This is a genomic window from Acidovorax facilis (assembly GCF_023913775.1).
GTDB lineage: Bacteria > Pseudomonadota > Gammaproteobacteria > Burkholderiales > Burkholderiaceae_C > Acidovorax > Acidovorax facilis.
The window spans coordinates 1-23,479 of record NZ_JAMXAX010000029.1 but is presented as its reverse complement, the minus strand read 5'-3'; the positions used below and the strand labels follow the sequence as shown (position 1 = coordinate 23,479).

General features: G+C 63.8%; 19 protein-coding genes. 7 read left to right on the top strand and 12 right to left on the bottom strand.

Features of this window, described 5'->3' with window-relative positions; all coding sequences use genetic code 11:
• The 3 genes from NFX52_RS11060 to NFX52_RS11050 all read left to right on the top strand — a co-directional run.
• Positions 1 to 228 (top strand): putative pterin-binding protein (locus tag NFX52_RS11060; RefSeq protein WP_492759467.1); only part of this gene is annotated, 228 nt, incomplete at its 5' end.
• Between the two features lie 38 nt (positions 229 to 266).
• Complete coding sequence (locus NFX52_RS11055) at positions 267 to 3,326, top strand: hybrid sensor histidine kinase/response regulator (RefSeq protein ID WP_055397880.1); 3,060 nt, start codon at positions 267 to 269, stop codon at positions 3,324 to 3,326.
• Positions 3,319 to 4,515 carry a response regulator gene (locus NFX52_RS11050; RefSeq protein WP_055397878.1) on the top strand — a complete coding sequence of 399 codons (1,197 nt, stop codon included), beginning with the start codon at positions 3,319 to 3,321 and terminating at the stop codon, positions 4,513 to 4,515. The genes NFX52_RS11055 and NFX52_RS11050 overlap by 8 nt, the downstream gene beginning before the upstream one ends.
• Positions 4,516 to 4,526: 11 nt before the next feature.
• On the opposite strand, the gene bioB is transcribed toward NFX52_RS11050, so the two are convergent.
• The 7 genes from bioB to scpA all read right to left on the bottom strand — a co-directional run bounded on the left by bioB (position 4,527) and on the right by scpA (position 14,238).
• Positions 4,527 to 5,618 carry a biotin synthase BioB gene (bioB, locus tag NFX52_RS11045; protein ID WP_082437415.1) on the bottom strand — a complete coding sequence of 364 codons (1,092 nt, stop codon included), beginning with the start codon at positions 5,616 to 5,618 and terminating at the stop codon, positions 4,527 to 4,529.
• 406 nt (positions 5,619 to 6,024) lie between these two features.
• Entirely contained in the window at positions 6,025 to 6,498 is a 474-nt protein-coding gene (locus NFX52_RS11040; RefSeq protein WP_055397875.1) for a VOC family protein, read from the bottom strand.
• 85 nt (positions 6,499 to 6,583) lie between these two features.
• Positions 6,584 to 7,369 (bottom strand): YdcF family protein, encoded by a 786-nt coding sequence (locus NFX52_RS11035; RefSeq protein ID WP_055397874.1) that lies wholly within the window; start codon positions 7,367 to 7,369, stop codon positions 6,584 to 6,586.
• A gap of 37 nt (positions 7,370 to 7,406) precedes the next feature.
• Positions 7,407 to 9,455, bottom strand: a complete 2,049-nt coding sequence (locus tag NFX52_RS11030; RefSeq protein WP_055397872.1) for an acetyl-CoA carboxylase biotin carboxylase subunit — start codon at positions 9,453 to 9,455, stop codon at positions 7,407 to 7,409.
• 21 nt (positions 9,456 to 9,476) lie between these two features.
• Positions 9,477 to 11,009, bottom strand: a complete 1,533-nt coding sequence (locus NFX52_RS11025; RefSeq protein ID WP_055397871.1) for an acyl-CoA carboxylase subunit beta — start codon at positions 11,007 to 11,009, stop codon at positions 9,477 to 9,479.
• A gap of 35 nt (positions 11,010 to 11,044) precedes the next feature.
• Entirely contained in the window at positions 11,045 to 12,073 is a 1,029-nt protein-coding gene (gene meaB, locus NFX52_RS11020) for a methylmalonyl Co-A mutase-associated GTPase MeaB (protein ID WP_055397869.1), read from the bottom strand.
• The gene (gene scpA, locus NFX52_RS11015; protein WP_055397868.1) at positions 12,070 to 14,238 is read right to left on the bottom strand and encodes a methylmalonyl-CoA mutase; all 2,169 of its coding nucleotides are present in this window, start codon (positions 14,236 to 14,238) and stop codon (positions 12,070 to 12,072) included. The genes meaB and scpA overlap by 4 nt, the downstream gene beginning before the upstream one ends.
• 143 nt (positions 14,239 to 14,381) lie before the next feature.
• Between scpA and NFX52_RS11010 the strand changes: the two genes are divergently transcribed.
• Positions 14,382 to 15,017 carry a GntR family transcriptional regulator gene (locus NFX52_RS11010; RefSeq protein ID WP_055397867.1) on the top strand — a complete coding sequence of 212 codons (636 nt, stop codon included), beginning with the start codon at positions 14,382 to 14,384 and terminating at the stop codon, positions 15,015 to 15,017.
• Between the two features lie 58 nt (positions 15,018 to 15,075).
• Here the strand turns inward: NFX52_RS11010 and NFX52_RS11005 are convergent, their stop codons facing one another.
• A complete protein-coding gene (locus tag NFX52_RS11005) occupies positions 15,076 to 16,242 on the bottom strand; it encodes a GGDEF domain-containing protein (RefSeq protein ID WP_055397866.1) in 1,167 nt (388 codons plus the stop codon).
• Between the two features lie 305 nt (positions 16,243 to 16,547).
• Between NFX52_RS11005 and NFX52_RS11000 the strand changes: the two genes are divergently transcribed.
• On the top strand, positions 16,548 to 18,413 hold the full coding sequence (locus NFX52_RS11000; RefSeq protein ID WP_055397865.1) for an AMP-dependent synthetase/ligase: 1,866 nt from the start codon (positions 16,548 to 16,550) through the stop codon (positions 18,411 to 18,413).
• A gap of 18 nt (positions 18,414 to 18,431) precedes the next feature.
• On the opposite strand, the gene NFX52_RS10995 is transcribed toward NFX52_RS11000, so the two are convergent.
• Genes NFX52_RS10995 through NFX52_RS10985 form a run of 3 tightly spaced genes read right to left on the bottom strand, consistent with a single transcriptional unit; the run spans position 18,432 to position 20,538 of the window.
• Positions 18,432 to 18,665, bottom strand: a complete 234-nt coding sequence (locus tag NFX52_RS10995) for a GSU2403 family nucleotidyltransferase fold protein (protein WP_252635639.1) — start codon at positions 18,663 to 18,665, stop codon at positions 18,432 to 18,434.
• A 10-nt stretch (positions 18,666 to 18,675) separates the two neighbouring features.
• On the bottom strand, positions 18,676 to 19,371 hold the full coding sequence (locus tag NFX52_RS10990; RefSeq protein WP_252635638.1) for a GSU2403 family nucleotidyltransferase fold protein: 696 nt from the start codon (positions 19,369 to 19,371) through the stop codon (positions 18,676 to 18,678).
• A gap of 27 nt (positions 19,372 to 19,398) precedes the next feature.
• A complete protein-coding gene (locus NFX52_RS10985; RefSeq protein ID WP_055397954.1) occupies positions 19,399 to 20,538 on the bottom strand; it encodes a saccharopine dehydrogenase family protein in 1,140 nt (379 codons plus the stop codon).
• Between the two features lie 170 nt (positions 20,539 to 20,708).
• Between NFX52_RS10985 and NFX52_RS10980 the strand changes: the two genes are divergently transcribed.
• Complete coding sequence (locus NFX52_RS10980; RefSeq protein WP_055397863.1) at positions 20,709 to 21,161, top strand: Lrp/AsnC family transcriptional regulator; 453 nt, start codon at positions 20,709 to 20,711, stop codon at positions 21,159 to 21,161.
• A gap of 97 nt (positions 21,162 to 21,258) precedes the next feature.
• Here NFX52_RS10980 and NFX52_RS10975 read toward each other — a convergent pair whose 3' ends face one another.
• Positions 21,259 to 21,846, bottom strand: a complete 588-nt coding sequence (locus tag NFX52_RS10975) for a lysophospholipid acyltransferase family protein (RefSeq protein WP_055397861.1) — start codon at positions 21,844 to 21,846, stop codon at positions 21,259 to 21,261.
• Between the two features lie 258 nt (positions 21,847 to 22,104).
• On the opposite strand from NFX52_RS10975, the gene NFX52_RS10970 reads away from it, so the two are divergent.
• Positions 22,105 to 23,286 carry an alkane 1-monooxygenase gene (locus tag NFX52_RS10970; RefSeq protein WP_055397860.1) on the top strand — a complete coding sequence of 394 codons (1,182 nt, stop codon included), beginning with the start codon at positions 22,105 to 22,107 and terminating at the stop codon, positions 23,284 to 23,286.
• Positions 23,287 to 23,479 lie beyond the last annotated feature (193 nt).

Genomic DNA, 23,479 nt, shown 5'->3' with positions numbered 1-23,479 from the left:
AAGAACATCACAGCGGTGGCGCTCAACGACTACAAGACGGAAATCCCCATCGACGATGCCACGCGCCACGACGTGATCGTTGCCCGGCTCATGAACAACCGCCCCATGCGTGTGCGCGAAAAGGGGCTGCTTTTCATCGTCTATCCGTTTGACTCCAAGGCAGAGCTGCGCAGCGAGCTGTACTACAACCGCGCCGCCTGGCAGCTCCATATCCTGCGGATTCGCTAGCCCCTGCCCCCTCCTCCCAACTTCCCAGGAAGCACACCATGATCCGGGGCAAGCACTTTCTGCGGCTGATCATCGCGGGCCTGGTGGTGGCGTATGTGGCCATTGCCGGGGTGCAGTACCACCAGTACCGCAGCGTCGAGGCGGTCATGCGCCGGGGCGATGTCAATGCCCTGTGGTCGTTCCTGCAGCTCAATGTGGAGTACGAGAAGCTCGACCACGCCCTGCACCAGTTCGAGCTGGACCCACCCAGCCTGCCCATGGACCGGCTCGAGCTGCGCTATGACCTGTTCCTGAGCCGCTTCAGCGCGCTGGAGAGCGGCACCGCCCGCACGCTGATGCAGGAGGAACCGATCTACGCCACAGCCCTGGAAGCACTGCAGAAGTTTGTCGCCGCAGGGGACAACCATTTCGGGCAGAGTGTGGACGCGGCATCGAGCCAGACAAATATGCGTCTGTTGCGGGCCGAGCTGAACAAGCTGCGCGACATCGTTCAAGAGCTGTCACTGCAGGCATCGCGCATCTCCGCCTTGCTGGGCGACCGGCGCAACGAAGAGGTCAAGCACCAGACCCTGCTGACCACCGGGCTGACCGCGTTCCAGGCCATCCTGACCTTTTTGCTGGCCATTGCCATGGCGCGCCAGTTCCTCCAGCGTGAAAAGGCCACCTCCCAGGCCCTGGAGGCCCAGGCCGAGCTGGTGGAAGCCCTCAAGCGCAACGAGGAAGCCCTGGAGGCCCGGGTAGCCCAGCGCACCACGGAGCTGCAGCGAGCCAACGCCGCGCTGCAGGAACATGAGGATGAACTGGAGGTGGCCCGCGCCAAGGCAGAGGACGCATCGCGCATGAAATCAGACTTCCTGGCCAACATGAGCCACGAGATCCGCACGCCCATGAACGCCGTGATTGGCATGAGCCACCTGGCGCTGGCCACCGAGCTGACCGCGCGCCAGCGCGACTACGTCGAAAAGATCCAGCGGTCGGGACAGCACCTGCTGGGCCTGATCAATGACATCCTGGATTTCAGCAAGATCGAGGCGGGCAAGCTCGAAGTCGAGGTGGTGGATTTCGACCTGCATGCCGTGCTCGACAACGTGGCCAACCTGCTGGGCGAGAAATGCGCCAGCAAAGGCCTGGAGCTGATGTTCGACGTGGACTCCCACCTGCCCGCCGACTTGCGTGGAGACCCCCTGCGGCTGGGGCAGATCCTGGTGAACTACGCCAACAATGCCGTCAAGTTCACGGACGAGGGCGAGATCATCGTGCGGGTACGCGAAGCAGCGCGGGATACCCAGGGCGTGCTGCTGCGCTTTGAAGTGCAGGACACGGGCATCGGCCTGACCGAAGAACAGCAGGCGCGCCTGTTTCGCTCATTTGAGCAGGCCGACACCTCGACCACGCGCAAGTACGGCGGCACCGGCCTGGGCCTGGCGATTTCCAAGAAACTGGCCAGCCTGATGGGCGGCGAGGTGGGCGTGCACAGCGCGCCGGGCAAGGGCAGCACCTTCTGGTTCACGGCGCGACTGGGTTTGGGCGCGGCCGTGCAGCGGCCACTGCTGCCGGAACCCGACCTGCGTGGCCGCCGCGTGCTGGTGGTGGACGACAGCGAACAGGCCCGGCAGATCCTGGCCGAGCTGCTGTCCAGCATGAGTTTTTCGGTCACGCTGGCCAGTTCGGGGGCGCAGGCCGTGGACCTGGCACGCGCCGCGGACCTGGCAGGCAGGCCCTGCGAAATCGCCTTTCTGGACTGGAAGATGCCTGGTATGGACGGTTTTGAAACCGCCCGCCAGCTGGCCCAACTGCCCCACCCTCCGCGCCCGGTCATCGTCACCGCGCATGGGCGTGACGACGTTCTGGCCGAACTCACACGCACCGGCATCGGGCTGATGCTGACCAAGCCCGTCAACCCATCTCAGCTTTTTGATGCCGCCATGCGGGCACTGGGGGGCGCGCAGCGGGTGGACGACGGGCGGCGCCTGCCAGCCTCAGCGGCACGGGGCGCCAACCTGGCATCGATCCAGGGGGCGCGCGTGCTGCTAGTGGACGACAACGACCTGAACCAGCAGGTGGGCAGCGAACTGCTGGCCAGCGCCGGGCTGGTGGTGGATGTGGCCGACAACGGCCAGGCCGCACTCGACATGCTGGCCCGAGGCACCTATGACATCGTCCTCATGGACATGCAGATGCCGGTGATGGACGGCCTCACCGCCACGCGCCAATTGCGCCAGAACCCCGCCTGGGCGCGCCTGCCGGTGCTGGCGATGACCGCGAACGCGATGAGCGGCGACCGCGAGCAGTGCCTGGAAGCGGGCATGAACGGCCACATAGCCAAGCCCATTGACCCCGACGCGCTGTTCGCCGCCCTGCTGCAATGGATTGCACTGCCGCACACTGGAGGCGCCAGCGGCAAGACTGTTGCCCTGCAACCTGCGGTGCCTGGCGCTCCTTCCTTGGCGCTGGCGGACACCCCCGACCCGCTGACACACATCGAAAGTCTGGACACCGCCGCCGGGCTGCGGCGTGTACTCGGCAAACGTACGGCCTATGAGAGCCTGCTGCGCAAATTCGTGGCCGGACAAGGCAGCGCGGTGAAAGAAGCGCGCGCGCACCTCGCGGCCGGCCAGCCAGAGGCGGCGCAGCGCGCCATGCACACACTCAAAGGTACCGCTGCCACCATAGGCGCGGTGGGCCTGGCCGAACTGGCAGGCGCGGCGGAGCAAGCCATTGCACACAACGCGACCGCCGACGCCCTCGAAGCCCTGCTCCCGCCCGTAGACACCGCCTGCCAGACCCTGGTGGCTGCGCTGCAGAGCGCCCTGCCCCCTGAGGCAGACACGCCCGGCACGGGGAGCGCTGCCAGAACCCCGTTGGATGGCGCGCAGGCCCGCGCATTGGTGGAACGCCTTGGCGCCCTGCTGGAAGACAGTGATTCCGACGCCATCGAGTTGTTCAAGGACTCCGGCCCCAGTCTTCAGGCCCTGCTGGGCCCCGCGTACGCCGACATGAAGCGGCTGCTCGACAACTACCTCTTTGCCGATGCGCTCGACGTGCTGCGCAAGGCGGGGAACGATATACAACACAAGGAGGACCCAGTTCATGAATAGCCCATTGGAATTGAGCGGCAAATGCACGGTGCTGGTGGTGGATGACACCCCGGGCAATCTGTCGCTGATGAGCGACCTCCTGCGCCCCGACTACAAGGTCAAGCTGGCACCCACCGGCGAACGCGCGCTGCAGATCGTGGCGGCCGAAAAGCCCGATCTGATCCTGCTCGACATCATGATGCCGGACATGGATGGCTACGAGGTGCTGCGGCGCCTGCAATTCAACCCCGAGACCGAAGACATTCCGGTGATTTTCCTCACCGCCATGAGCGCCACCGACGACGAAACGGTGGGGCTGGAGCTGGGCGCAGTGGACTACATCACCAAGCCCGTCAACCCCGCCATCACCATGGCGCGCGTGCGCAACCACCTGCAGCTCAAGCGAGCGAGGGATTTGCTGACCCACCACAACCACTTTCTGGAGCAGGAGGTGGCCAACCGCACGCGCGCCCTGGCGGAGCTGCAGGACGCCACCATCCGCGCCATGGCATCGCTGGCCGAAACGCGGGACAACGAGACCGGCAACCACATCCGCCGCACGCAGCACTATGTGGAAGCGCTGGCCCGCAAGCTGCAGGACCATCCGCGCTTTCGCGACGAACTCACGGAAGACGCCATCCAGGTGATCTTCAAGTCCGCCCCCCTGCACGACATTGGCAAGGTTGGCATCCCCGACCGCATCCTGCTCAAGCCGGGCAAGCTGACGCCTGAAGAGTTCGAGATCATGAAGACCCACACCACGCTGGGCCGGGACGCCATCGTGGCGGCAGAAACCGAAACCACGCAAAACAACCCGTTCTTTCGCTACGCCAAGGAGATCGCCTACAGCCACCAGGAAAAGTGGGACGGCTCAGGCTACCCCGAAGGGCTGGTGGGCAACACCATCCCCCTGTCGGCACGGCTCATGGCGGTGGCCGATGTGTATGACGCGCTGATCTCCGAGCGCGTGTACAAGGCCGCCTTCTCCCACGAGACGGCGGTAGAAATCATCCGCGACGGCCGAGGTAGCCACTTCGACCCCGACATGGTGGACGCCTTCCTCTCGCTCTCCGAAGAGTTCCGGCGCATTGCGCAGCAGTTTGCCGACAACGAACATGCGCTGCAGGCGCAACGCGACCGCATTGCCCAGGACCTCTCTACCGAGGGTGTGGTCATCGGCGAAGGCAGCGTCAGCAGCAGCGGCGGCTAACCGCCACGCTCTCAGCAGCAGGCGCCTGCGGCGCTTTCCTCTGCCCCACTTTCAGAGGAAGTGGTGGTGCGGTGTCCGTTGAGGCCCAGCTTGGCCAGCAGTTGCACGTCAGCCTCGACATCGGGGTTGCCGGTCACCAGCAGCTTGTCGCCATAAAAGATGGAGTTGGCGCCCGCCATGAAACACAGCGCCTGCACGGCTTCGCCCATCTGCTGGCGCCCCGCGGACAGGCGCACCCGGGCCTTGGGCATGGTGATGCGGGCCACGGCGATCATGCGCACAAAATCGAACGGGTCGATGGGCTCGCTGTCAGCCAGGGGCGTGCCGGGCACGCGCACCAGGCTGTTGATGGGTACCGACTCGGGGTACGGCTGCAGGTTGGCCAGCTGGGCGATCAGGCCAGCGCGGTGCACGGGCGCCTCGCCCATGCCAACAATCCCGCCGCAGCACACGCTGATGCCCGCGCTGCGCACATGCGCCAGTGTGTCCAGCCGGTCCTGGTAGGCGCGGGTGCTCACCACATCGGTGTAGTACTCAGGGGCGGTGTCCAGGTTGTGGTTGTAGTAGTCCAGCCCCGCATCCTTGAGGGCCTGCGCCTGGTGCGATTCGAGCATGCCCAGGGTGGCGCAGGTCTGCAGGCCCAGGCCCTTCACGGCACCGATCAGGGCGCTGACTTTTTCGATGTCGCGGTCCTTGGGCGCGCGCCAGGCGGCGCCCATGCAAAACCGCGTGGCCCCCGCATCCTTGGCGGCCTGGGCAGCGCGCACCACTTCGTCCACCTCCATCAGCTTGTCGGCCTTCACGCCGGTGTCAAATTCGGCCGCCTGCGGGCAGTAGCCGCAGTTCTCGGGGCAGCCGCCGGTTTTGACGGACAGCAGCGTGGCCAGCTCGATGTCGCCCGCAGGCCAGTGCTGGCGGTGCACGGTCTGCGCTTCAAACAGCAGGTCCATCAAGGGCTTGTCGAGCAACGCCTGGATGGCTTCCACGCTCCACGGGCCTTGTGAGGTGGCAATGGCTGGGCGCCGGTGCACCTGGACGTTTTGTACGGTGGGTGCTGGCGACACAGGCTGGGCGGCGGGCATGGCAAGGGTCGTGGAGGACATGGCGATCGATTCCCTTCAAGGCATTCGCCCCACCGTGGCAAGGAGCCACCCGAGGCTTAAGAAGTTGTTTAGCGACACCGCGCGCACGGCACACCACGAATGGTTTGGCATGGCGCGCTGCGAGGTGGGCGGATTCTGGACGAGAAAACGGCACAAAAGCACGCCACAGGGTCACAAAAGATGCCAAGAAAAACGAGGCATCAACAACCGTCAATTTCTGAACTTTTTAGAAGCAGAAGGCTGCACGTTGATTGAACTTGCCGGGCCTTTGGGGCAGTCAGCTTCTTGGCGCCTTCAACAGCCCCGTTGTGGTGGTTATCTGCTCCCATCTGACACTCTGTGCAGCCGAGCAACGCCTGGAGATGGCCGACGTTGGTGCACTTTGGATGCCGGCCTTTCGCAACTATCAGGTCAGTGCCGCAATCACGTCGGCCGGGGCCTGCACCAGTTCGATCAAAACGCCCTCGCCCGCAATGGGAAACTCGTCATTGCTCTTGGGGTGCAAAAACGTGATGTCGTAGCCCGCCGCGCCTTTGCGGATACCGCCGGGCGCAAAACGCACGCCTTGGGCCGTGAGCCATTCCACGGCCTTGGGCAAATCGTCGATCCATAGCCCAATGTGGTTGAGCGGCGTGGTGTGCACGGCGGGTTTTTTGTCGATGTCCAGCGGCTGCATGATGTCCACCTCGACCTTGTAGGCACCCTGCCCCATGGCCAGGATGTCTTCGTCCACGTTTTCGCGCTCGCTCTGGAAGGTGCCGGTTTGGGTGAGGCCCAGCATGTCCACCCACAGGGTTTTCATGCGCTGCTTGTCGGTGCCGCCAATGGCGACCTGCTGAATGCCCAGGACTTTGAACGGGCGATGAAGGGATGTGGTCATTGTGTTTGCTCCTTGATTGATAGCTACTTGCGCTTATGGATAAAGCGCTAGAGGCCAATTTGACCTAAAAATAACTTGCTCCCGGCTACCCTTCGTTCAACACCCAGCTGCTGAGCGTGGCGAAGTACTCGCGCAGCCAGGCGTTGTAGCGCGTGGCCAGGGGCGTGGGTGCCGCTACCGGCACCATGTGGGTAAAGCCATGGCGCTGGGCAATGCGCAGAGCACGAGGCAGATGGAAGTCGCTGGTCACCAGCGCGAGCGGGACCGTGGCGGCAACACCGCGCGCCTCCAGCAAGGGGCGACTTAATGCCAGATTCAGCTCGGTGCTGGTGCTGTCCTTCTCCAGCACCAAGCTTTCCGGCGCGATACCGTGGCGTTCTTGCAGATAACGCGCCATCACCTCCGCCTCGGTGTCCGTAGTGCCCCAGACCTGCCCACCACACACAGCGATCAGCGCCTCAGGCTGCAAACGGGCCAGCGCGGCCGCGGTGTCCAGCCGCGCCGCCAGCGCCGGGCGGGGCTGTCCGTTCTGGATGCCCGCTCCCAGCACCACGATGGCCTGCACAGGCGGTGCCTCTGGCGGAGAAACGCCAGCACCTCGCAAGAAGAAAACCCAGAAAACCCCCACGCTGAGCATCCACGCAGCCAGCCCCCACCAGCCCGCGCGCCACCACTGCTGGCGCCGCCGGTCATGGTGCCGCCAGCGCGTGAGGGATGCCCACCGCACCACAATGGCCAGAAACAACGCCCCCAGCGCAACGGGCAACATGGTGCCCAGGTTGAAGTGCCCCAGAACTATCAACACCGCGCCGTCCAGAAACAGCACGCCGCCGACCAGCGCCAGCAGCGTGCGCACAGCCACCGCTGTCATCGCAGGCTGCAGGATGGGGCGCGAGGCACAGGCACCATCAGACGAATTCCAGAATGATCTGGTCCACCGCCAGCGAATCGCCCTTGCCCGCCGTGATCTTGCCGACCACGCCATCCTGCGCGGCAAAGAGGATGTTCTCCATCTTCATGGCTTCGATCACGGCCAGCTTTTCACCGGCCTGCACCTTCTGGCCCGGCTGCACCGCCACATCGACCAGCAGGCCGGGCATGGGCGAGAGCAGAAACTTAGACAGATCCGGGGGTGCCTTGAACGGCATCAGCTTGTGCAGCTTGGCGCCCAGGGGCGACAGCACCAGCGCATCGATCTGCGTGCCGTTGTGCGCAATGCGCAGCGCCAGCGGGTTCTTGCCCACACCGCGCTCCACCTGGGCGGTAAAGCCCTGGCCGTTGCAGGCGCCCTGCACGCGAATCTGGCCCAGCGTGGCGTTGCTACTGATCTGATAGCTGGTACCGCCCACCAACACAGCGCTGGAGCCCGATTTGTCTTCAAAGTCGGACACCGTCACCTCATGGTGCTGGTTCTGCCCTTCGGCGCCCAGCGTGACCACCACGAACTCCTCGCCCACCTTCACCTCGTGCCCGGCCAGCTGGCCACTGATGCCCGAGGCGCGGGCGCGGTAGCGGCGGTGCATGAACGCGGCCAGCGCCACCAGGAACAGCGGGTCGCTGTGCGGCACGTCTTCGGCGTGGAAGCCCTTGCCGTAGTTTTCGGCGATGAAGCCGGTGTTGAAGTCGCCCGTCACAAACTTGGGGTGCGCCAGCAGCGCGGCCTGGAACGGGATGTTGCTGCTGATGCCGCGAATCACAAAGCCGTTCAGCGCAGCGCGCATCTTGGCAATGGCATCGTTGCGGTCCGTGCCGTGCACGATCAGCTTGGCGATCATCGAGTCATAGTACATGGGGATCTCGCCGCCCTCATACACGCCCGTGTCCACCCGCACGCCCAATTTTTTGGTCGTATCGGACTGGAACATCGACTCCTCCGGCGGCTGAAAGCGCACCAGGCGGCCCGTGGACGGCAGGAAGTTGCGGAACGGGTCTTCGGCGTTGATACGGCACTCAATGGCCCAGCCGTCGCGCTTCACATCGGCCTGGGTCAGGGGCAGCTTCTCGCCCGCCGCCACGCGGATCATCAGCTCCACCAGGTCCAGGCCGGTGATGCATTCCGTCACCGGGTGCTCCACCTGCAGGCGGGTGTTCATCTCCAGGAAATAGAAATCCTGGTCCTTGCCGACAACGAACTCCACCGTGCCCGCGCTTTGGTACTTGACGGCCTTGGCCAGTTGCACCGCCTGCTCGCCCATGGCCTTGCGGGTGGCGTCGCTGATGAATGGCGACGGCGCCTCTTCGATCACCTTCTGATGGCGGCGCTGGATGGAGCACTCGCGCTCGTTCAGGTAGATCACGTTGCCATGGCTGTCGCCCAGCACCTGGATCTCGATGTGGCGCGGCTCCTGCACAAACTTTTCGATGAAGATGCGGTCGTCGCCAAAGCTGTTGCGGGCTTCGTTCTGGCAGCTGGCAAAGCCTTCGAACGCCTCCTTGTCGTTGAACGCCACGCGCAGACCCTTGCCGCCGCCACCGGCCGAGGCCTTGATCATCACGGGGTAGCCAATGCCCTTGGCAATTTCCACCGCCTGCTCGGGCCCGGCAATCGCGTCGTTGTAGCCCGGGATGGTGTTGACCTTGGCCTCGTTGGCCAGCTTCTTGGACGCGATCTTGTCGCCCATCGCCGCAATGGAATGCGCCTTGGGGCCGATGAAGGCAATGCCCTCGTCCTCGCAGCGCTTGGCGAAGGCTTCGTTCTCGGAGAGGAAGCCATAGCCGGGGTGCACGGCCTGCGCACCGGTCTGCTTGCAGGCCGCAATGATCTTGTCGGCCAGCAGGTAAGACTCGCGGCTGGGAGCAGCGCCGATGTGCACGGCCTCGTCGGCCAGCTTGACGTGGCGGGCTTCCTTGTCGGCGTCGGAGTAGACGGCGACAGTCTTGATGCCCATCTTGCGGGCAGTAGCGATGACGCGGCAGGCGATTTCGCCACGGTTGGCGATCAGGATTTTCGTAAACATGTTCTTATGCTCCTTGTCCGCTCACAGTGGGATGTTGCCGTGCTTGCGCCACGGGTTTTCGAGCTTTTTGTCGCGCAGCATCACCAATGAGCGGCAGATGCGCTTGCGTGTCTCGTGCGGCAGGATCACGTCGTCGATAAAGCCGCGAGCACCGGCCACAAACGGATTGGCAAAACGCTGCTTGTATTCGGCCTCACGCGCGGCCAGCTTCACGGGGTCGTTCTTGTCTTCGCGGAAGATGATCTCCACCGCGCCCTTGGCGCCCATCACCGCAATTTCAGCGTTGGGCCAGGCCAGGTTCACGTCGCCGCGCAGGTGTTTGGAGCTCATCACGTCGTATGCACCGCCGTAGGCCTTGCGGGTGATGACGGTTATCTTTGGCACGGTGCACTCAGCATAGGCGTACAGCAGCTTGGCGCCGTGCTTGATGATGCCGCCGTACTCCTGGCTGGTGCCGGGCATGAAGCCGGGCACATCCACAAACGTGACCACCGGGATGTTGAACGCGTCGCAGAAGCGCACAAAACGTGCGGCCTTGATGGAACTCTTGATGTCCAGGCAGCCCGCCAGCACCAGCGGCTGGTTGGCCACGATGCCCACGGTCTGGCCTTCCATGCGGGCAAAGCCGATGAGGATGTTCTTGGCGTACTCGGGCTGCAGCTCAAAGAAGTCACCGTCGTCCACCGTCTTGAGGATCAGCTCCTTCATGTCGTACGGCTTGTTGGGGTTCTCGGGCACCAGGGTGTCCAGGCTCAGGTCCATGCGGTCGGCCGGGTCGTTGCTGGGGCGAACAGGAGCCTTCTCACGGTTGTTGAGCGGCAGGTAGTTGTACAGGCGGCGCAGCATCATCAGCGCCTCCACGTCGTTCTCAAACGCCATGTCGGCCACACCGCTCTTGGTGGTGTGCGTCACGGCACCGCCCAGTTCCTCGGCGGTGACTTCTTCGTGGGTCACGGTCTTCACGACTTCGGGGCCGGTCACGAACATGTAGCTCGAATCCTTGACCATGAAGATGAAGTCCGTCATGGCGGGCGAGTACACGGCGCCACCGGCGCTCGGGCCCATGATCATGCTGATCTGCGGAATCACGCCGCTGGCGAGTACGTTCTTCTGGAACACATCGGCATAGCCGCCGAGGGACGCCACACCTTCCTGGATGCGGGCGCCGCCCGAGTCGTTCAGGCCGATGACCGGAGCGCCGACCTTCATGGCCTGGTCCATCACCTTGCAGATCTTTTCGGCGTGGGTTTCGCTGAGCGCACCGCCAAACACCGTGAAGTCTTGGCTGAACACGAACACCAGGCGGCCATTGATCATGCCGTAGCCTGTCACCACACCGTCGCCGGGGATCTTGTTGTCCTCCATGCCAAAGTCGGTGCAGCGGTGTTCGACGAACATGTCCCATTCTTCGAACGTGCCGTCGTCCAGCAGCAGCTCAATGCGCTCGCGCGCCGTGAGCTTGCCCTTGGCGTGCTGCGCATCAATGCGCTTTTGCCCGCCGCCCAGGCGTGCCAGGGCACGCTTTTTCTCCAGTTGCTCCAGGATGTCTTGCATGGTCGTCCTTTGGTGAATGGGTTGGTGTCTACTATTTATTTGATAGCTGCCAGCGCATAATTGGATTGCGCTAGCAGCAGATTTCGTGCTGCAGTCGATGCCGCAATGCGCCCTGCTGCCACATCGGCCTGCATCTGGGGCAGTAGCTCACGCACCTGCGGGTGCTGGCGAAACGCGAGCTTGAGGCCTGCGTCGATGCGCTCCCACATCCAGGACAGCGCCTGCTTCTCGCGCCGCGTGGCCAGGCGGCCGTTGGCGGTTTGCAGCTGGCGGAACTGCGTGACGGCGGCCCAGAAGCTGTCTACGCCCAGCCCCAGCAGCGCGCTGATTTGCACTACCTTCGGGTGCCACAGCGTTTCGTCGTGGTGCGCGTTTTCCGGGTTGCCGTGCTGGCTCAAGAGGCGCAGGCTGGAGGTGATTTGTGCCTCGGCCCGTGTGGCGGCGTTCTTGTCGATGTCGGCCTTGTTGATGACCACCAGGTCGGCAATTTCCATCACGCCCTTCTTGATGGCCTGCAGGTCGTCGCCCGCGTTGGGCAGCTGCATCAGCACGAACATGTCCGTCATGCCTGCCACCGCGATCTCGCTCTGGCCCACGCCCACGGTTTCGACGATCACCACGTCGTAGCCTGCAGCTTCGCAGACCAGCATGGCCTCGCGGGTCTTCTCGGCCACGCCGCCCAGCGTGCCGCTGGAGGGACTGGGGCGGATGTAGGCCTTTTCGTGCACCGACAGGTGTTCCATGCGCGTCTTGTCGCCCAGGATGGAGCCGCCCGAAACGGTGCTGGAGGGGTCGATGGTGAGCACGGCCACGCGGTGGCCCTGGGCGATCAGGTACAGGCCCAAGGCTTCGATGAAGGTGGATTTGCCTACGCCGGGCACGCCGCTGATGCCGAGGCGGAAGGCCTTGCCCGTGTGCGGGAGCAGCTGGGTCAGCAGCTCGTCGGCCTGGGCGCGATGGTCCACCCGCGTCGATTCGAGCAGCGTGATGGCTTTGGACATGGCGCGGCGTTGCACCGCCGCCGTGCCCTGCACCACCCCGTCAAGAAGCGCCGCAGGTGTCACGCCACCGCCTTGCGAATCTGCTCCAGCACATCCTTGGCGCTGGCGGGGATTGGTGTGCCGGGGCCGTACACGCCCTTCACGCCCGACTCGTACAAGAAGTCGTAGTCCTGCGCCGGGATCACACCACCCACAAACACGATGATGTCGTCCGCACCCTGGTCCTTGAGCGACTGGATGATGGCGGGCACCAGCGTCTTGTGGCCTGCAGCCAGCGTGCTCACGCCCACGGCGTGCACGTCGTTTTCGATGGCCTGGCGGGCACATTCCTCGGGGGTCTGGAAGAGCGGGCCCATGTCCACATCAAAGCCCAGGTCAGCAAAGGCGGTGGCCACCACCTTGGCGCCCCGGTCGTGGCCGTCCTGGCCCAGTTTGGCGATCATCACGCGGGGGCGGCGGCCTTGTTCTTCGGCAAAGGCGTTGATTTCGGTCTTGAGTTTGTCCCAGCCTTCGGCCGAGTCATAGGCAGCTGCGTACACACCGGTCACCTTTTGCGTATCGGCGCGGTGGCGCCCAAAAACCTTCTCCAGCGCATCGCTGATCTCGCCCACTGTGGCACGCAGACGCACAGCCTGGATGGACAGGTCGAGCAGGTTGCCCTCGCCGCTTTCTGCTGCGGAAGTGAGAGCATCCAGCGCTGCCTGCACCTTGGCGGCATCGCGCGTTGCACGGATCTTTTGCAGGCGAGCGATCTGGCCGTCACGCACCTTCATGTTGTCGATCTGCAGGATGTCGACCGGGTCTTCCTTCGCCAGCTTGTATTTGTTGACGCCCACGATCACGTCCTTGCCGCTGTCGATGCGCGCCTGCTTCTCGGCGGCAGCTGCTTCGATCTTGAGCTTGGCCCAGCCGCTGTCCACGGCCTGGGTCATGCCACCCATGGCCTCGACCTCTTCGATGATCTTCCAGGCCGCGTCGGCCATGTCCTGGGTCAGCTTTTCCATCATGTAGCTGCCGGCCCAGGGGTCGATTACGTTGGTGATGTGGGTCTCTTCCTGGATGATGAGCTGCGTGTTGCGCGCAATGCGAGCGCTGAACTCGGTGGGCAGCGCAATGGCTTCGTCAAAGCTGTTGGTGTGCAGGCTTTGGGTGCCGCCAAACACGGCGGCCATGGCCTCGATGGTGGTGCGCACCACGTTGTTGTAGGGGTCCTGCTCGGTGAGGCTCCAGCCCGAGGTCTGGCAGTGCGTGCGCAGCATGAGGCTCTTGGGGTTCTTGGCGCCCGTGGCCTTCATGATGCGGCACCACAGCAAGCGCGCGGCGCGCATCTTGGCGACTTCGAGGTAGAAGTTCATGCCAATCGCCCAGAAGAACGACAGGCGCCCGGCGAACTCGTCCACGTCCATGCCCTTGGCGATGGCGGTCTTCACATATTCCTTGCCGTCGGCCAGGGTGAAGGCCAGTTCCAGCGCCTGGTTGGCCCCGGCTTCCTGCATGTGGTAGCCGCTGATCGAGATCGAGTTGAACTTCGGCATGTTCTTGGCCGTGTACTCGATGATGTCGCCAATGATCTTCATCGACGGCTTGGGCGGGTAGATGTAGGTGTTGCGCACCATGAACTCTTTCAGAATGTCGTTCTGAATGGTTCCGGAGAGCTTGTCTTGCGAGACGCCCTGCTCTTCTGCCGCCACCACATAGCCCGCCAGCACGGGCAGCACGGCGCCGTTCATGGTCATCGACACGGACACCTTGTCGAGCGGGATCTGGTCGAACAGGATCTTCATGTCTTCGACCGAATCAATCGCCACGCCGGCCTTGCCCACATCGCCCGTCACGCGAGGATGGTCGCTGTCATAGCCCCGGTGGGTGGCCAAGTCGAACGCCACCGACACGCCCTGCCCGCCCGCAGCCAGGGCCTTGCGGTAGAAGGCGTTGGATTCTTCAGCGGTCGAAAAGCCTGCGTATTGGCGAATGGTCCAGGGGCGCACCGCATACATGGTGGCCTGGGGGCCGCGCAGATAGGGCTCAAAACCCGGCAGCGTGTTGGCGTACGGCAGACTGGCCGTGTCTTCGGCGGTGTACAGCGGCTTGACGGTGATGCCATCGGGCGTGACCCAGTTGAGGGCGCTGACATCGCCCCCCGGCGCCGACTTGGCTGCGGCCTTGGCCCAGGCTTCCAGCGAAGACGCGGCGAACTCTGGGGCGTTGTTGGTGGGGTTGTCACTCATGGCAAAAGCTACTCCGAAGATGGCGTTGGTGCGTCCAACACAGCGCACAGGCGGCGACCGCACAGGTGCAGTGGTGTGGCGGCGAGTTTACATCATTCATAATTATTGATTCAAAATATTCCGCCCAGCTTACAATCCACCCCATGTCTGCCCTCACCCTCACTCCCCGTGCGCTCTACGAAGAAGTGGCCGAGCAATTGCGCCAGCGCATCTTCCGTCGCGAACTGGAGCCGGGCAGCTGGATTGACGAACTTAAGATTGCCGAGGAATTCGGCATCAGCCGCACGCCCCTGCGCGAGGCGTTGAAGGTGCTGGCCGCTGAAGGCCTGGTCACGATGAAGGTGCGCCGTGGAGCCTATGTGACGGAGATGAGCGAAAAAGACCTGCGCGACGTGTACCACCTGCTCAGCCTGCTGGAGAGCGATGCGGCAGGCGTGGTGGCCACCACCGCCACACCGGCTCAGCTGCAAGCATTGCAGGATCTGCATGCCGAGCTGGAGGCAGCCGCCAATGAGCGTGAGCGCTTTTTTGCAGTCAACGAGCGCTTTCACATGCTGCTGCTGGAGCTGGCCGACAACCGCTGGCGCAGCCAGATGGTGGCCGACCTGCGCAAGGTGATGAAGCTCAACCGCCACAACTCACTGCTCAAGCAGGGGCGGATCGAGGATTCGCTGAAAGAGCACCGCGCCATCCTCGGCGCGATGATGGCGCGCGATGCCAAGGCGACGGTGAAGGCGATGCAGGCGCATTTTGCGCAGGGGCTGGAAGCGGCGACCTGAAGAGTGGGCCAAACGATTGGGGGAGTGCGGTCCCTCCCTGGATCGGAGATTCAGTCGGTCAGGCGGCTACTTCCACACGGTTGCGCCCCGCCGCCTTGGCTGCGTAGAGGGCTTCATCTGCGCGACGCAACACGCTGTCAAAACTGGTGTCCCCCTGAACGAGAACAGCCACACCGATAGACACAGTCAGTGGTAGCACCAGTTCACCCGCCACAAAGGGCATCTGTGCCACCGCGTTACGCAGGCGTTCGCCAGCTGCATGGGCGTTTTGTGGGGTCAAGTGGTCAAACAACACGACAAACTCTTCACCGCCCTGGCGGGCCGGCAGTTCCGCCCCTCGGCACGCCGACTGCAGCCGCGCTGCCACATGTTTGAGAGCTACGTCTCCCATTTCATGGCCGTGCTCATCATTGATCCGCTTGAAGTGGTCTATATCAACGACGGCCAGTGCAAAACCGCCTGCAGGCGCACTGGTGCGGGCATGGTCAAAGCGCTGTTCGCCCATTTCCACCAGCGTGCGCCGGTTGGGCAGCCCTGTGAGGTAGTCCGTGGATGCCGCCCGCTCCCACTGGCGGCGGATACGCTCAGAGCACATCAGCAAAAACGCTGTGGTTCCTATCACCGGCAAGGTGGCTGCCACCATGGGAGTGGCCACGTTCATCCAGGCGCCTGCCCCCAGCACGCTGAAGGCCGGGTTCACACCCAGCGCAATGTAGTAACCGGCCCGGAACATGACGAACACGGCCACGGCGGTAAACAGGGCGGCCATCACGCGGCGGCTGCGTGCGCCGTCGCGGCGTTCTTGCGAGATCAGCAAAACAATGCTGGCCACCATCAACACCGACCAGACTGCCGACACGACCAGGATGCGGCCACCTGCGTCGGCGGACACCAGGGTAAGCCAGAACAAGGCCAGGGTGCCAAGCACCGCAGGCACCACCACCCAAAGCTGGTCCTGCAAACCATAAAACTGCCGCAGCGCGCGCAAATAGCCGGTCAGCCCGAACATCACCAGCCCATTGGCCAGGACCAGCGTATAGCCAGGAGGGTTCAACCCTTGCGCCGCAAAAAGGATGGAGCCCCCTGCAAACAGCAGCGTGGCAATGCGCCAACTGGCCGCCGCAGGCCGCATGGGCTGTGGCAGGTCCTTGTGCATCAGGCCAAGCACGCCGCCGTTTGCCAGCATCATCAGAGTGGCAATAAAGAATATGGTGACGGGGTCCATATGAGTGTGCGATGCGATGTGTGGTGGCTGGCTGGCTGGCTGGTGCGGGCATATTGTGCCCATGGCAGGCATCTGCGCCCTGCTCAGCGACCTTGTGCGGCCGCTGAAGGACCGCCTGCACTCTTGTCAGGCATTCCATCTTCAGGAATGCACTATTTCTAACAAAGCAGGCCGACAGATTGCCGATGTAAGCACTGGGGCTGGCTATGATCCTGCGGGTTTCCCCCGACTAGGGCGAACCCTTTGGCGCCGTCCTGACCGCGCGCCCGATTTCAAGCCCTGTTGCGGCCCACTTTGCGAGCTAGATGACCTCCACCACCACCCCCACCTCAATTTCTGACGTTCAGACGCTTCCTCAATTGCTGGCCTACCGCGTAGGCCAGACGCCGCAGGGTGAGGCCTACCGCGCATACGACCCCGCCCACCAGTCCTGGAAAAGCCTCAGTTGGGCACAGGCAGCACAACGCATTGCGACCTGGGCGCAGGCGCTGATATCCCTGCAACTGCCCGCAGCGGCGCGCATCGCCATCCTGCTGCCCAACGGCCTGAACGCCATGTGCGCGGACCAGGCAACCTTGGCCACCGGCTGCGTTCCCGTGCCGCTGCATGCCATCGACAACCCCGGCAGCATTGCCTACATCCTGGCCGACTGCGAGGCGTCGATGCTCTTTGTGAGCCACGTGGAGCAGTGGGAAAAAATTCAGGCCGTCGGCACGCCATTTCCGGCCCTGCGTGCAGTGGTCATCACAGATGAGGGCGCCTCGCTCACCGCAATACCAGCGTCTGGGGACGGCCCTGCGGTCGGTTCGCTGGCGCAATGGCTGGCCGGTGCGGCGCATGCGGGCAGCGCACCCGTTCCAAAAGTCCCGGAGGCAGACGACCTGGCGGCCATCGTCTACACCTCTGGCACCACGGGCAAGCCCAAGGGCGTGATGCTCACGCACCACAACGTGATCAGCGACGTGAAGGCCGTGCTGGAGCGCATTGCGCCCACGGTGGAGGACGTGTTCCTGTCGTTCCTGCCGCTGTCGCACACGTTTGAACGCACTGGTGGGTACTACCTGCCGATTGCGGCGGGCAGCTGCGTGGCCTACGCGCGCTCGGTGCCCCAACTGGCCGAAGACCTGAAGACGGTACGCCCCACGGTGCTGGTGTCGGTGCCGCGCATCTACGAGCGCATCCACGCCAAGCTGCTCGAAAAGTTGTCACCCACGCCCTGGAAGATGCAGCTGTATGAAGCCGCGCAGAACAAGGGCTGGGCGCGGTTTTGCGCCGCCCAAGGCTTGCCCACGCCGACTCCCGACGCCAGCAGCCAGGCCGCAGGCTGGATGGCTGCCCTGCCCTGGCCGGTGCTGCAAGCCCTGGTGGCAAAGCCGCTACTGGCCCAATTTGGCGGCCGCGTGCGGGTGGCAGTGAGCGGCGGCGCGCCGCTGTCGCCGACCATCGCCAAGTGTTTTTTGGGCCTGGGCCTGCCGCTGGTGCAGGGCTATGGCATGACCGAAACTGCGCCCGTGGTGTCGGTGAATTCTCTGGAGGATAACGACCCCGCCTGCGTGGGCAAGGCCCTGCCCGGTGTGGACGTGCGCATCGGCGACAACCGCGAGCTGCAGGTGCGTGGCCCCATCGTGATGAAGGGCTACTGGAAGCGCCCTGAAGACACGGCAAAGATATTGAGCGCCGACGGTTGGCTGGGCACGGGCGACCAGGCCGAGATCGTGAACGGCCGCATCTACATCAAGGGCCGCATCAAGGAAATCATCGTCACCTCCACCGGCGAAAAGATCCCGCCGGGCGACCTGGAGCTGGCCTTGCTGGCCGACCCTTTGTTGGAGCAGGCCTTTGTAGTGGGCGAAAACCGCCCCTTCATCGCCTGCGTGGCCGTGCTCAAGCGTGATGAATGGCAGCGGCTGGCGGGCGATCTGGGTCTTTCGACCCAAGACGCCGACAGCCTGAACCACCCCAGCGTGCACCGCGCCGTGCTGGCCCGCATCGAAAAGAACACCGCCAGCTTTGCCCGCTATGCCGTGCCGCGCACGGTGCACCTGACGCTCACGCCTTGGACGATTGAAAACACCTTCATGACGCCCACGCTCAAGCTCAAGCGCAACAACCTGATGGCGCACTTTGCCGAGGCGATTGAGGGGATGTACCAGAAGCCTGGCGGACGCTAACCCCTCGGAAGTTCACCGTCAGGACACCAGCATTCTTTGGTCGAGCAGACCTTGAACGATGTCGGCCTGGCGGCGGTCCCGGTTGCGCTTGAGTGGTTCGCGCGCGGGGGCTTTTTCTGCCATCCAACGCTTGAATTTCACGAAGGTTGCCGGAGCGATGGTGCGCATCATCGCCATGTGTCCGGTGGCCGATGCCACAACGTGCTCGAAGCGCGGCGAGGTGGTCAGTACCGAAGCGCGGACGGCCTGCACAGGCCACAGATCATCCTCGTCGGAAGAGAAGCGGAAGGGGGGGCGGGTCGTCGCCCTCGGCCATCCTGCGCAGGAAGTCCACCTCAAAGCCTTTGGCGTTGATGGCAGTCTCGTTTTGACCTTCCTTGCGCTGGAAGGTGGAGTCTGCGCGTTGCAGCACCTGAAGCATCGACACGTCCGAACGCTCCATCTCGGTGATGAACCGCACCCTGCGGCGGGCATCCCACAGCAGATCCACATCCTGCGTAGCCAATGCGCCTTGCACGATGCGCACACCCGCTGCGCTTTCGTACGCATACAGCGAATGCGTCCCAACTACGGTGAAGTGCTCCGCCAGGCCCGCGTCTTCGAGCGCCTGCAGAATGTCGATCACCATCGCAGGGGTACGGCCGACTTTCAAGGCCTTGTTCAGCCGCTGAGCGTCAGTGAGCGCAGCGCGCAGAGTCTTGAGACGGTCCTCCACGGCTGTCTTGCGACTTGTGAACTCTTTGTAGACCCACTCCGTTTGTTCATTGCGCGGTCCGATGCGCTCTTGGCTGTTGTCGCGCTGGGTCTTTACAAGGTATTCGTACGGGCCTTGTGCCTTCCAGTACATGCCGCCCGCATATTGCGATGCCTGTTTGCGGGTGCGCTGGTACTCCTCGAAGATGGTGATCGAGTCGATGAACTGCCGCGCAGCACTGTCCGGAAGGGGGAGATAGTCCATTAGCCGTACAAATTTCAATTTTTCATTTTATACGGCCAAATCTGCTTTCAGGCGCTCCCCCGCATACGCCATCCCAAACCGGTTAGCCAGAAAATCCCCCAGCCCCACCGCTTCCTGACCTATAAAAGCCCGCTGAGGCAACCGGCCCTGGGCCACCAGGTCCAGTGCTGTGCAGATGCCCGCCGCCGTGGTGAGCTGGATAGCGCTAATTGTGTGCCCCCCCACCAGGGTGCCCACGATGCGGGCGGAGTACGAGTCCTGCACCAGCCGCCCGCCCTTCAGGCCGGATGCGGTGGCAAACACCACGATCACATCCTGGTCGGTGGTCGGAATGGCCGTCTCCAGAATGTCCTTGAGCAGATCGCGCCGGTCGCGCAGGCGCAAGTCGTTGAGCAGCAGCTTCAGGATGGCGTTGTGGCCGGGGTAGCGGATGGACTGGTAGTCCACCTGGCGCGCCTTCCCTGCCAGCGTTTCCGTCAATGTGCCCAGCCCACCCGAGGTGTTGAAGGCCTCGTATTCCACGCCGTCGAGCGCAAAGGTTTCCAGCCCCTCCAGCGCGGGCACCGTGGTACGCACGCCGTCCACAATGGCCTCGCAGGGGTTGCAGTATTCGTTGATGAGCCCTTCGGTGCTCCAGGTCAGGTTGTAGCGCAGGGCGCCCTGGGGGTAGCGCGGAAGCGCGCCCACGCGCATGCGCAGCGTGTGCAGGGTGTCAAAACGGCGCGCCAAATCGTTGCCCACGATGCCGATGAAACCCGGGGCCAGGCCACATTGGGGCATGAGCACGCTGCGGGCGTTGGCCGCCAGTGCCCGGATGGCCCGGGTGCTTGCCACGTCTTCGGTCAGGTCAAAGTAGTGCACTCCGGCTGCGGCACAAAGCGTCGCCACCGGCACGGCGCGGTGAAACGGCAGCGCGTTCAGCACGGCAAAACGGCCATCGATGGCGGTCTGCAGGCTTGCGTCGTCTGTCGCCAACTGGGTCGAGACGCCTAGCGCAGCCACCTCGGCCAGTCGCGCCGGGTCGCGGTCCACCACCAGGATGTCGTAGTCGCCGGCCTGCTGCAGCAGCAGCGCCATGGCAAAGCCGATGTGGCCCGCGCCCAGGATGGTGATGGCGCGGTGAGTGGCGGTGTGGGTGGCGGTGGAGGTGTTGGAAAGGGTGGTCATGGCGGCACTCCCGGTGGTGGTCACTGCGTGAAGCAGTGAGCGGTGTTGAAGATGCCTTGATGCTAGGCAAGGGTGCTGACAATGTGTAGCGCCAATAACGTCGAAAAATGCTCTTTGTTTTGCCATAACGGCGAATATGATGGACGTTATGACTTTTTGGGTAGGAGCCCATGACACAACCCCTGGACGACACCGACCGTCAGCTGCTGAGCCTGCTGCAGGCCAATGCCCGCGAGGGCACGGCCACGCTGGCACGCAAGCTGGGGCTGGCCCGCACCACCGTGGTGGCGCGCATCGCGCGGCTGGAGCGCTCGGGGGTGGTCGCGGGTTATGGGGTGCGACTGGGCACCCAGCTCGATGCCACCACCGTGCGGGCCTGGTGCAGCATCAGCGTGCTGCCCAAAACCGCGCCCACCGTGCTGCGCGCGCTGGAGGCCATGGCCGAGGTCGAAGAAGTATCGGCCGTGAGCGGGCCGTTTGACTATCTGGTGTTCTTGCGCTGCACCAGCCATGAGCAGCTCGATGCCCTGCTCGACAAGGTGGGCCAACTGGACGGCGTGCACCAGACGCAGACCAGCATCGTGCTCAGCCGCAAGATTGATCGCCGCAGCGTGGGGGCGTGAGCACCATTAACGCCCGCAATAACTTCATTTTTGATAGCTGCTTCCGCTTTATAGATAAGCGATGGAGCCAAATTTCACCAAAATTCAATGACCTGCATCAGGTCTCGAATTGCTTCGGGTTCTTCCCCTGGATCGGCGCATAAAACGCCTTGATGCGCGCCATGTCGCCGTCCAGGTCGCCCGTAGGCTCGAACACTGGCCCCAGTCCGCCCACCTTGCGGCCGTAGTCCACAAACGCGAGCACGATGGGCACGCCGGCCTGCTGGGCGATGAAATAAAAGCCCGTTTTCCAGTGCCGCGTTTTGCCGCGGGTGCCCTCGGGCGGCACGATGAGCTGCATGGGGCCCTCGGCCTCCCGCATAGCCTGGGCCGACGTGGCGACCAGGTTGCTGGACTGCTCCCGGTTCACCGGAATGCCGCCCAGCCAGCGCATCACGCCACCAAACGGCGCCTTGAAAAGGCTTTGCTTGCCCATCCAGTACACCCGCAAGCGCAGCGAGAACGCCAGCATTAGCGTGTAAGGCAAGTCCCAGTTGCTGGTGTGGGGCGCGGCAATCAGCACACTTTTGGCTGCGTGGGCGGGCAAGGCGCCCTCAATCTTCCAGCCGGTGATGCGCAGTGTGAAACGGGAAAAAGCGCGCAGGAGCGTGTTGACAACCGGAGTGTCAAAAATGGTGTGGTGCATGAGGGGGAGGCAGAAAACAAGGCAGCGGCTGTCGTGCCACCGTCAATCGCAAGCGCCGGGAGTATCGCCGATAGCCCCTATGCCCGGTTTTGAGGCAGGGCAACCTGCCCGCGGAGAATCTCCGTTGGCGGCATTGTCAACAATCTTCTCCCGGCCTCACTTTGGTCAAAAAGATCTGGCATTTCGAAGGCGCTTGACCAGAATGACTGGCATGGCTCTCCTTCCCCGGAGCCGACCCACCACGCCACGCCCTGGACCATGCTGCAAGCCACCCGCTACGACGACACCACCTACCGCGACCGCAAGCGGTACGCATGGCTGTTGTCGCTGGTGGTGCCGTGCACCGTGGGCGTCGGCCCCGCGCTGATGCTCTGGACCGGTGAGACGCTGGCGCTGTGGACGCCGGTGGTGTTTTTCTACTTGGTAGCGCCGTTGCTGGATTGGCTGCTGGGCGTGGACCAAAGCAACCCACCCGAATCCGCCGTCCCGGCGCTGGAGCGAGACCGCTACTACCGCCGCATCACCTACCTGCTGGTGCCGGTGCTGTGGGCGGCATTCATCTTCAGCACCTGGTTTGTGGCCACTCAGCCCCTGCCCTGGCATGGTGTGCTGGCCATGGTGCTGACCACGGGCACGGTGGGCGGCTTCTGCATCAACCTGGGGCATGAGCTGGGCCACAAGAACTCCAAGCTCGAACGCTGGCTGGCCAAGCTGGTACTGGCACCCACGGCCTACGGGCACTTCTTCATCGAACACAACCGGGGCCACCACCGCGACGTGGCAACCCCGGCCGACCCGGCGTCGTCGCGCATGGGCGAGTCGATCTACCGCTTCGCGCTGCGCGAAATGCCCGGCGCCCTGCGGCGGGCCTGGGCGCTGGAGAAAGACCGGCTGGCGCGCCAGCAACAACCGCAGTTTTCCTGGCACAACGAAATCCTGCAGCCCGCGCTGATTACCCTGCTGCTATGGACCGCCCTGGCCCTGTGGCTGGGCCTTTTCGTGCTGCCGTTTCTGGTAGTGGCCTCGTTCTGGGCCAACTTTCAGCTCACCTCGGCCAACTACGTAGAGCACTACGGCCTGCTGCGCACGCAAGACGCCAGCGGCCGCTACGAGCCCTGCCAGCCACACCACTCGTGGAACAGCAACCACCTGTTCTCCAACTGGGCGCTGTTTCACCTGCAACGGCATTCCGACCACCACGCGCATCCGCTGCGGCGCTACCAGTCGCTGCGGCATTTCGACCATGTGCCGCAGCTACCGATTGGCTACTTCGGCATGTTCACCCTGGCCTACGTGCCGCCCCTGTGGCGCCGCGTGATGGACCCACGCCTGCTGGCCATGGCGGGGCGCGATGCAACCCACATCAACATCGACCCGCGCCAACGCGCCCAGGTGGTGCGCCGCTATGGGCTGCGCGAAGGGGCGCAGCCGGCGGGCTAGCACGCCGAAGGGCGCAACCGCACAGCGTTTTGTTGCAAGCCATTCGAAAGCTCTGTTTTTGATAGCAATTGGCGCTTGCTAGATAAGCGCTAGCACCCATTTCTATTCAAAACCACACGCTGGTGCTGGCCGCGAGGTCGGTGGGATAATCGCGGCTTTCCAGTTACAGCCCTGCGGGCGCCTTCGTCCCCAC

Coding starts and splice junctions, on each gene's coding strand:
- NFX52_RS11000 (WP_055397865.1), top strand. CDS start 16,548: ATGACCTCCACCACCACCCCCACCTCAATTTCTGACGTTCAGACGCTT.
- NFX52_RS10975 (WP_055397861.1), bottom strand. CDS start 21,846: ATGCACCACACCATTTTTGACACTCCGGTTGTCAACACGCTCCTGCGC.
- NFX52_RS10970 (WP_055397860.1), top strand. CDS start 22,105: ATGCTGCAAGCCACCCGCTACGACGACACCACCTACCGCGACCGCAAG.
- NFX52_RS11035 (WP_055397874.1), bottom strand. CDS start 7,369: ATGACAGCGGTGGCTGTGCGCACGCTGCTGGCGCTGGTCGGCGGCGTG.
- NFX52_RS11005 (WP_055397866.1), bottom strand. CDS start 16,242: ATGGACCCCGTCACCATATTCTTTATTGCCACTCTGATGATGCTGGCA.
- bioB (WP_082437415.1), bottom strand. CDS start 5,618: ATGTCCTCCACGACCCTTGCCATGCCCGCCGCCCAGCCTGTGTCGCCA.
- NFX52_RS11030 (WP_055397872.1), bottom strand. CDS start 9,455: ATGTTTACGAAAATCCTGATCGCCAACCGTGGCGAAATCGCCTGCCGC.
- NFX52_RS11040 (WP_055397875.1), bottom strand. CDS start 6,498: ATGACCACATCCCTTCATCGCCCGTTCAAAGTCCTGGGCATTCAGCAG.
- scpA (WP_055397868.1), bottom strand. CDS start 14,238: ATGAGTGACAACCCCACCAACAACGCCCCAGAGTTCGCCGCGTCTTCG.
- NFX52_RS10990 (WP_252635638.1), bottom strand. CDS start 19,371: ATGGACTATCTCCCCCTTCCGGACAGTGCTGCGCGGCAGTTCATCGAC.
- NFX52_RS10985 (WP_055397954.1), bottom strand. CDS start 20,538: ATGACCACCCTTTCCAACACCTCCACCGCCACCCACACCGCCACTCAC.
- NFX52_RS11010 (WP_055397867.1), top strand. CDS start 14,382: ATGTCTGCCCTCACCCTCACTCCCCGTGCGCTCTACGAAGAAGTGGCC.
- NFX52_RS10980 (WP_055397863.1), top strand. CDS start 20,709: ATGACACAACCCCTGGACGACACCGACCGTCAGCTGCTGAGCCTGCTG.
- NFX52_RS11025 (WP_055397871.1), bottom strand. CDS start 11,009: ATGCAAGACATCCTGGAGCAACTGGAGAAAAAGCGTGCCCTGGCACGC.
- NFX52_RS11050 (WP_055397878.1), top strand. CDS start 3,319: ATGAATAGCCCATTGGAATTGAGCGGCAAATGCACGGTGCTGGTGGTG.
- NFX52_RS11055 (WP_055397880.1), top strand. CDS start 267: ATGATCCGGGGCAAGCACTTTCTGCGGCTGATCATCGCGGGCCTGGTG.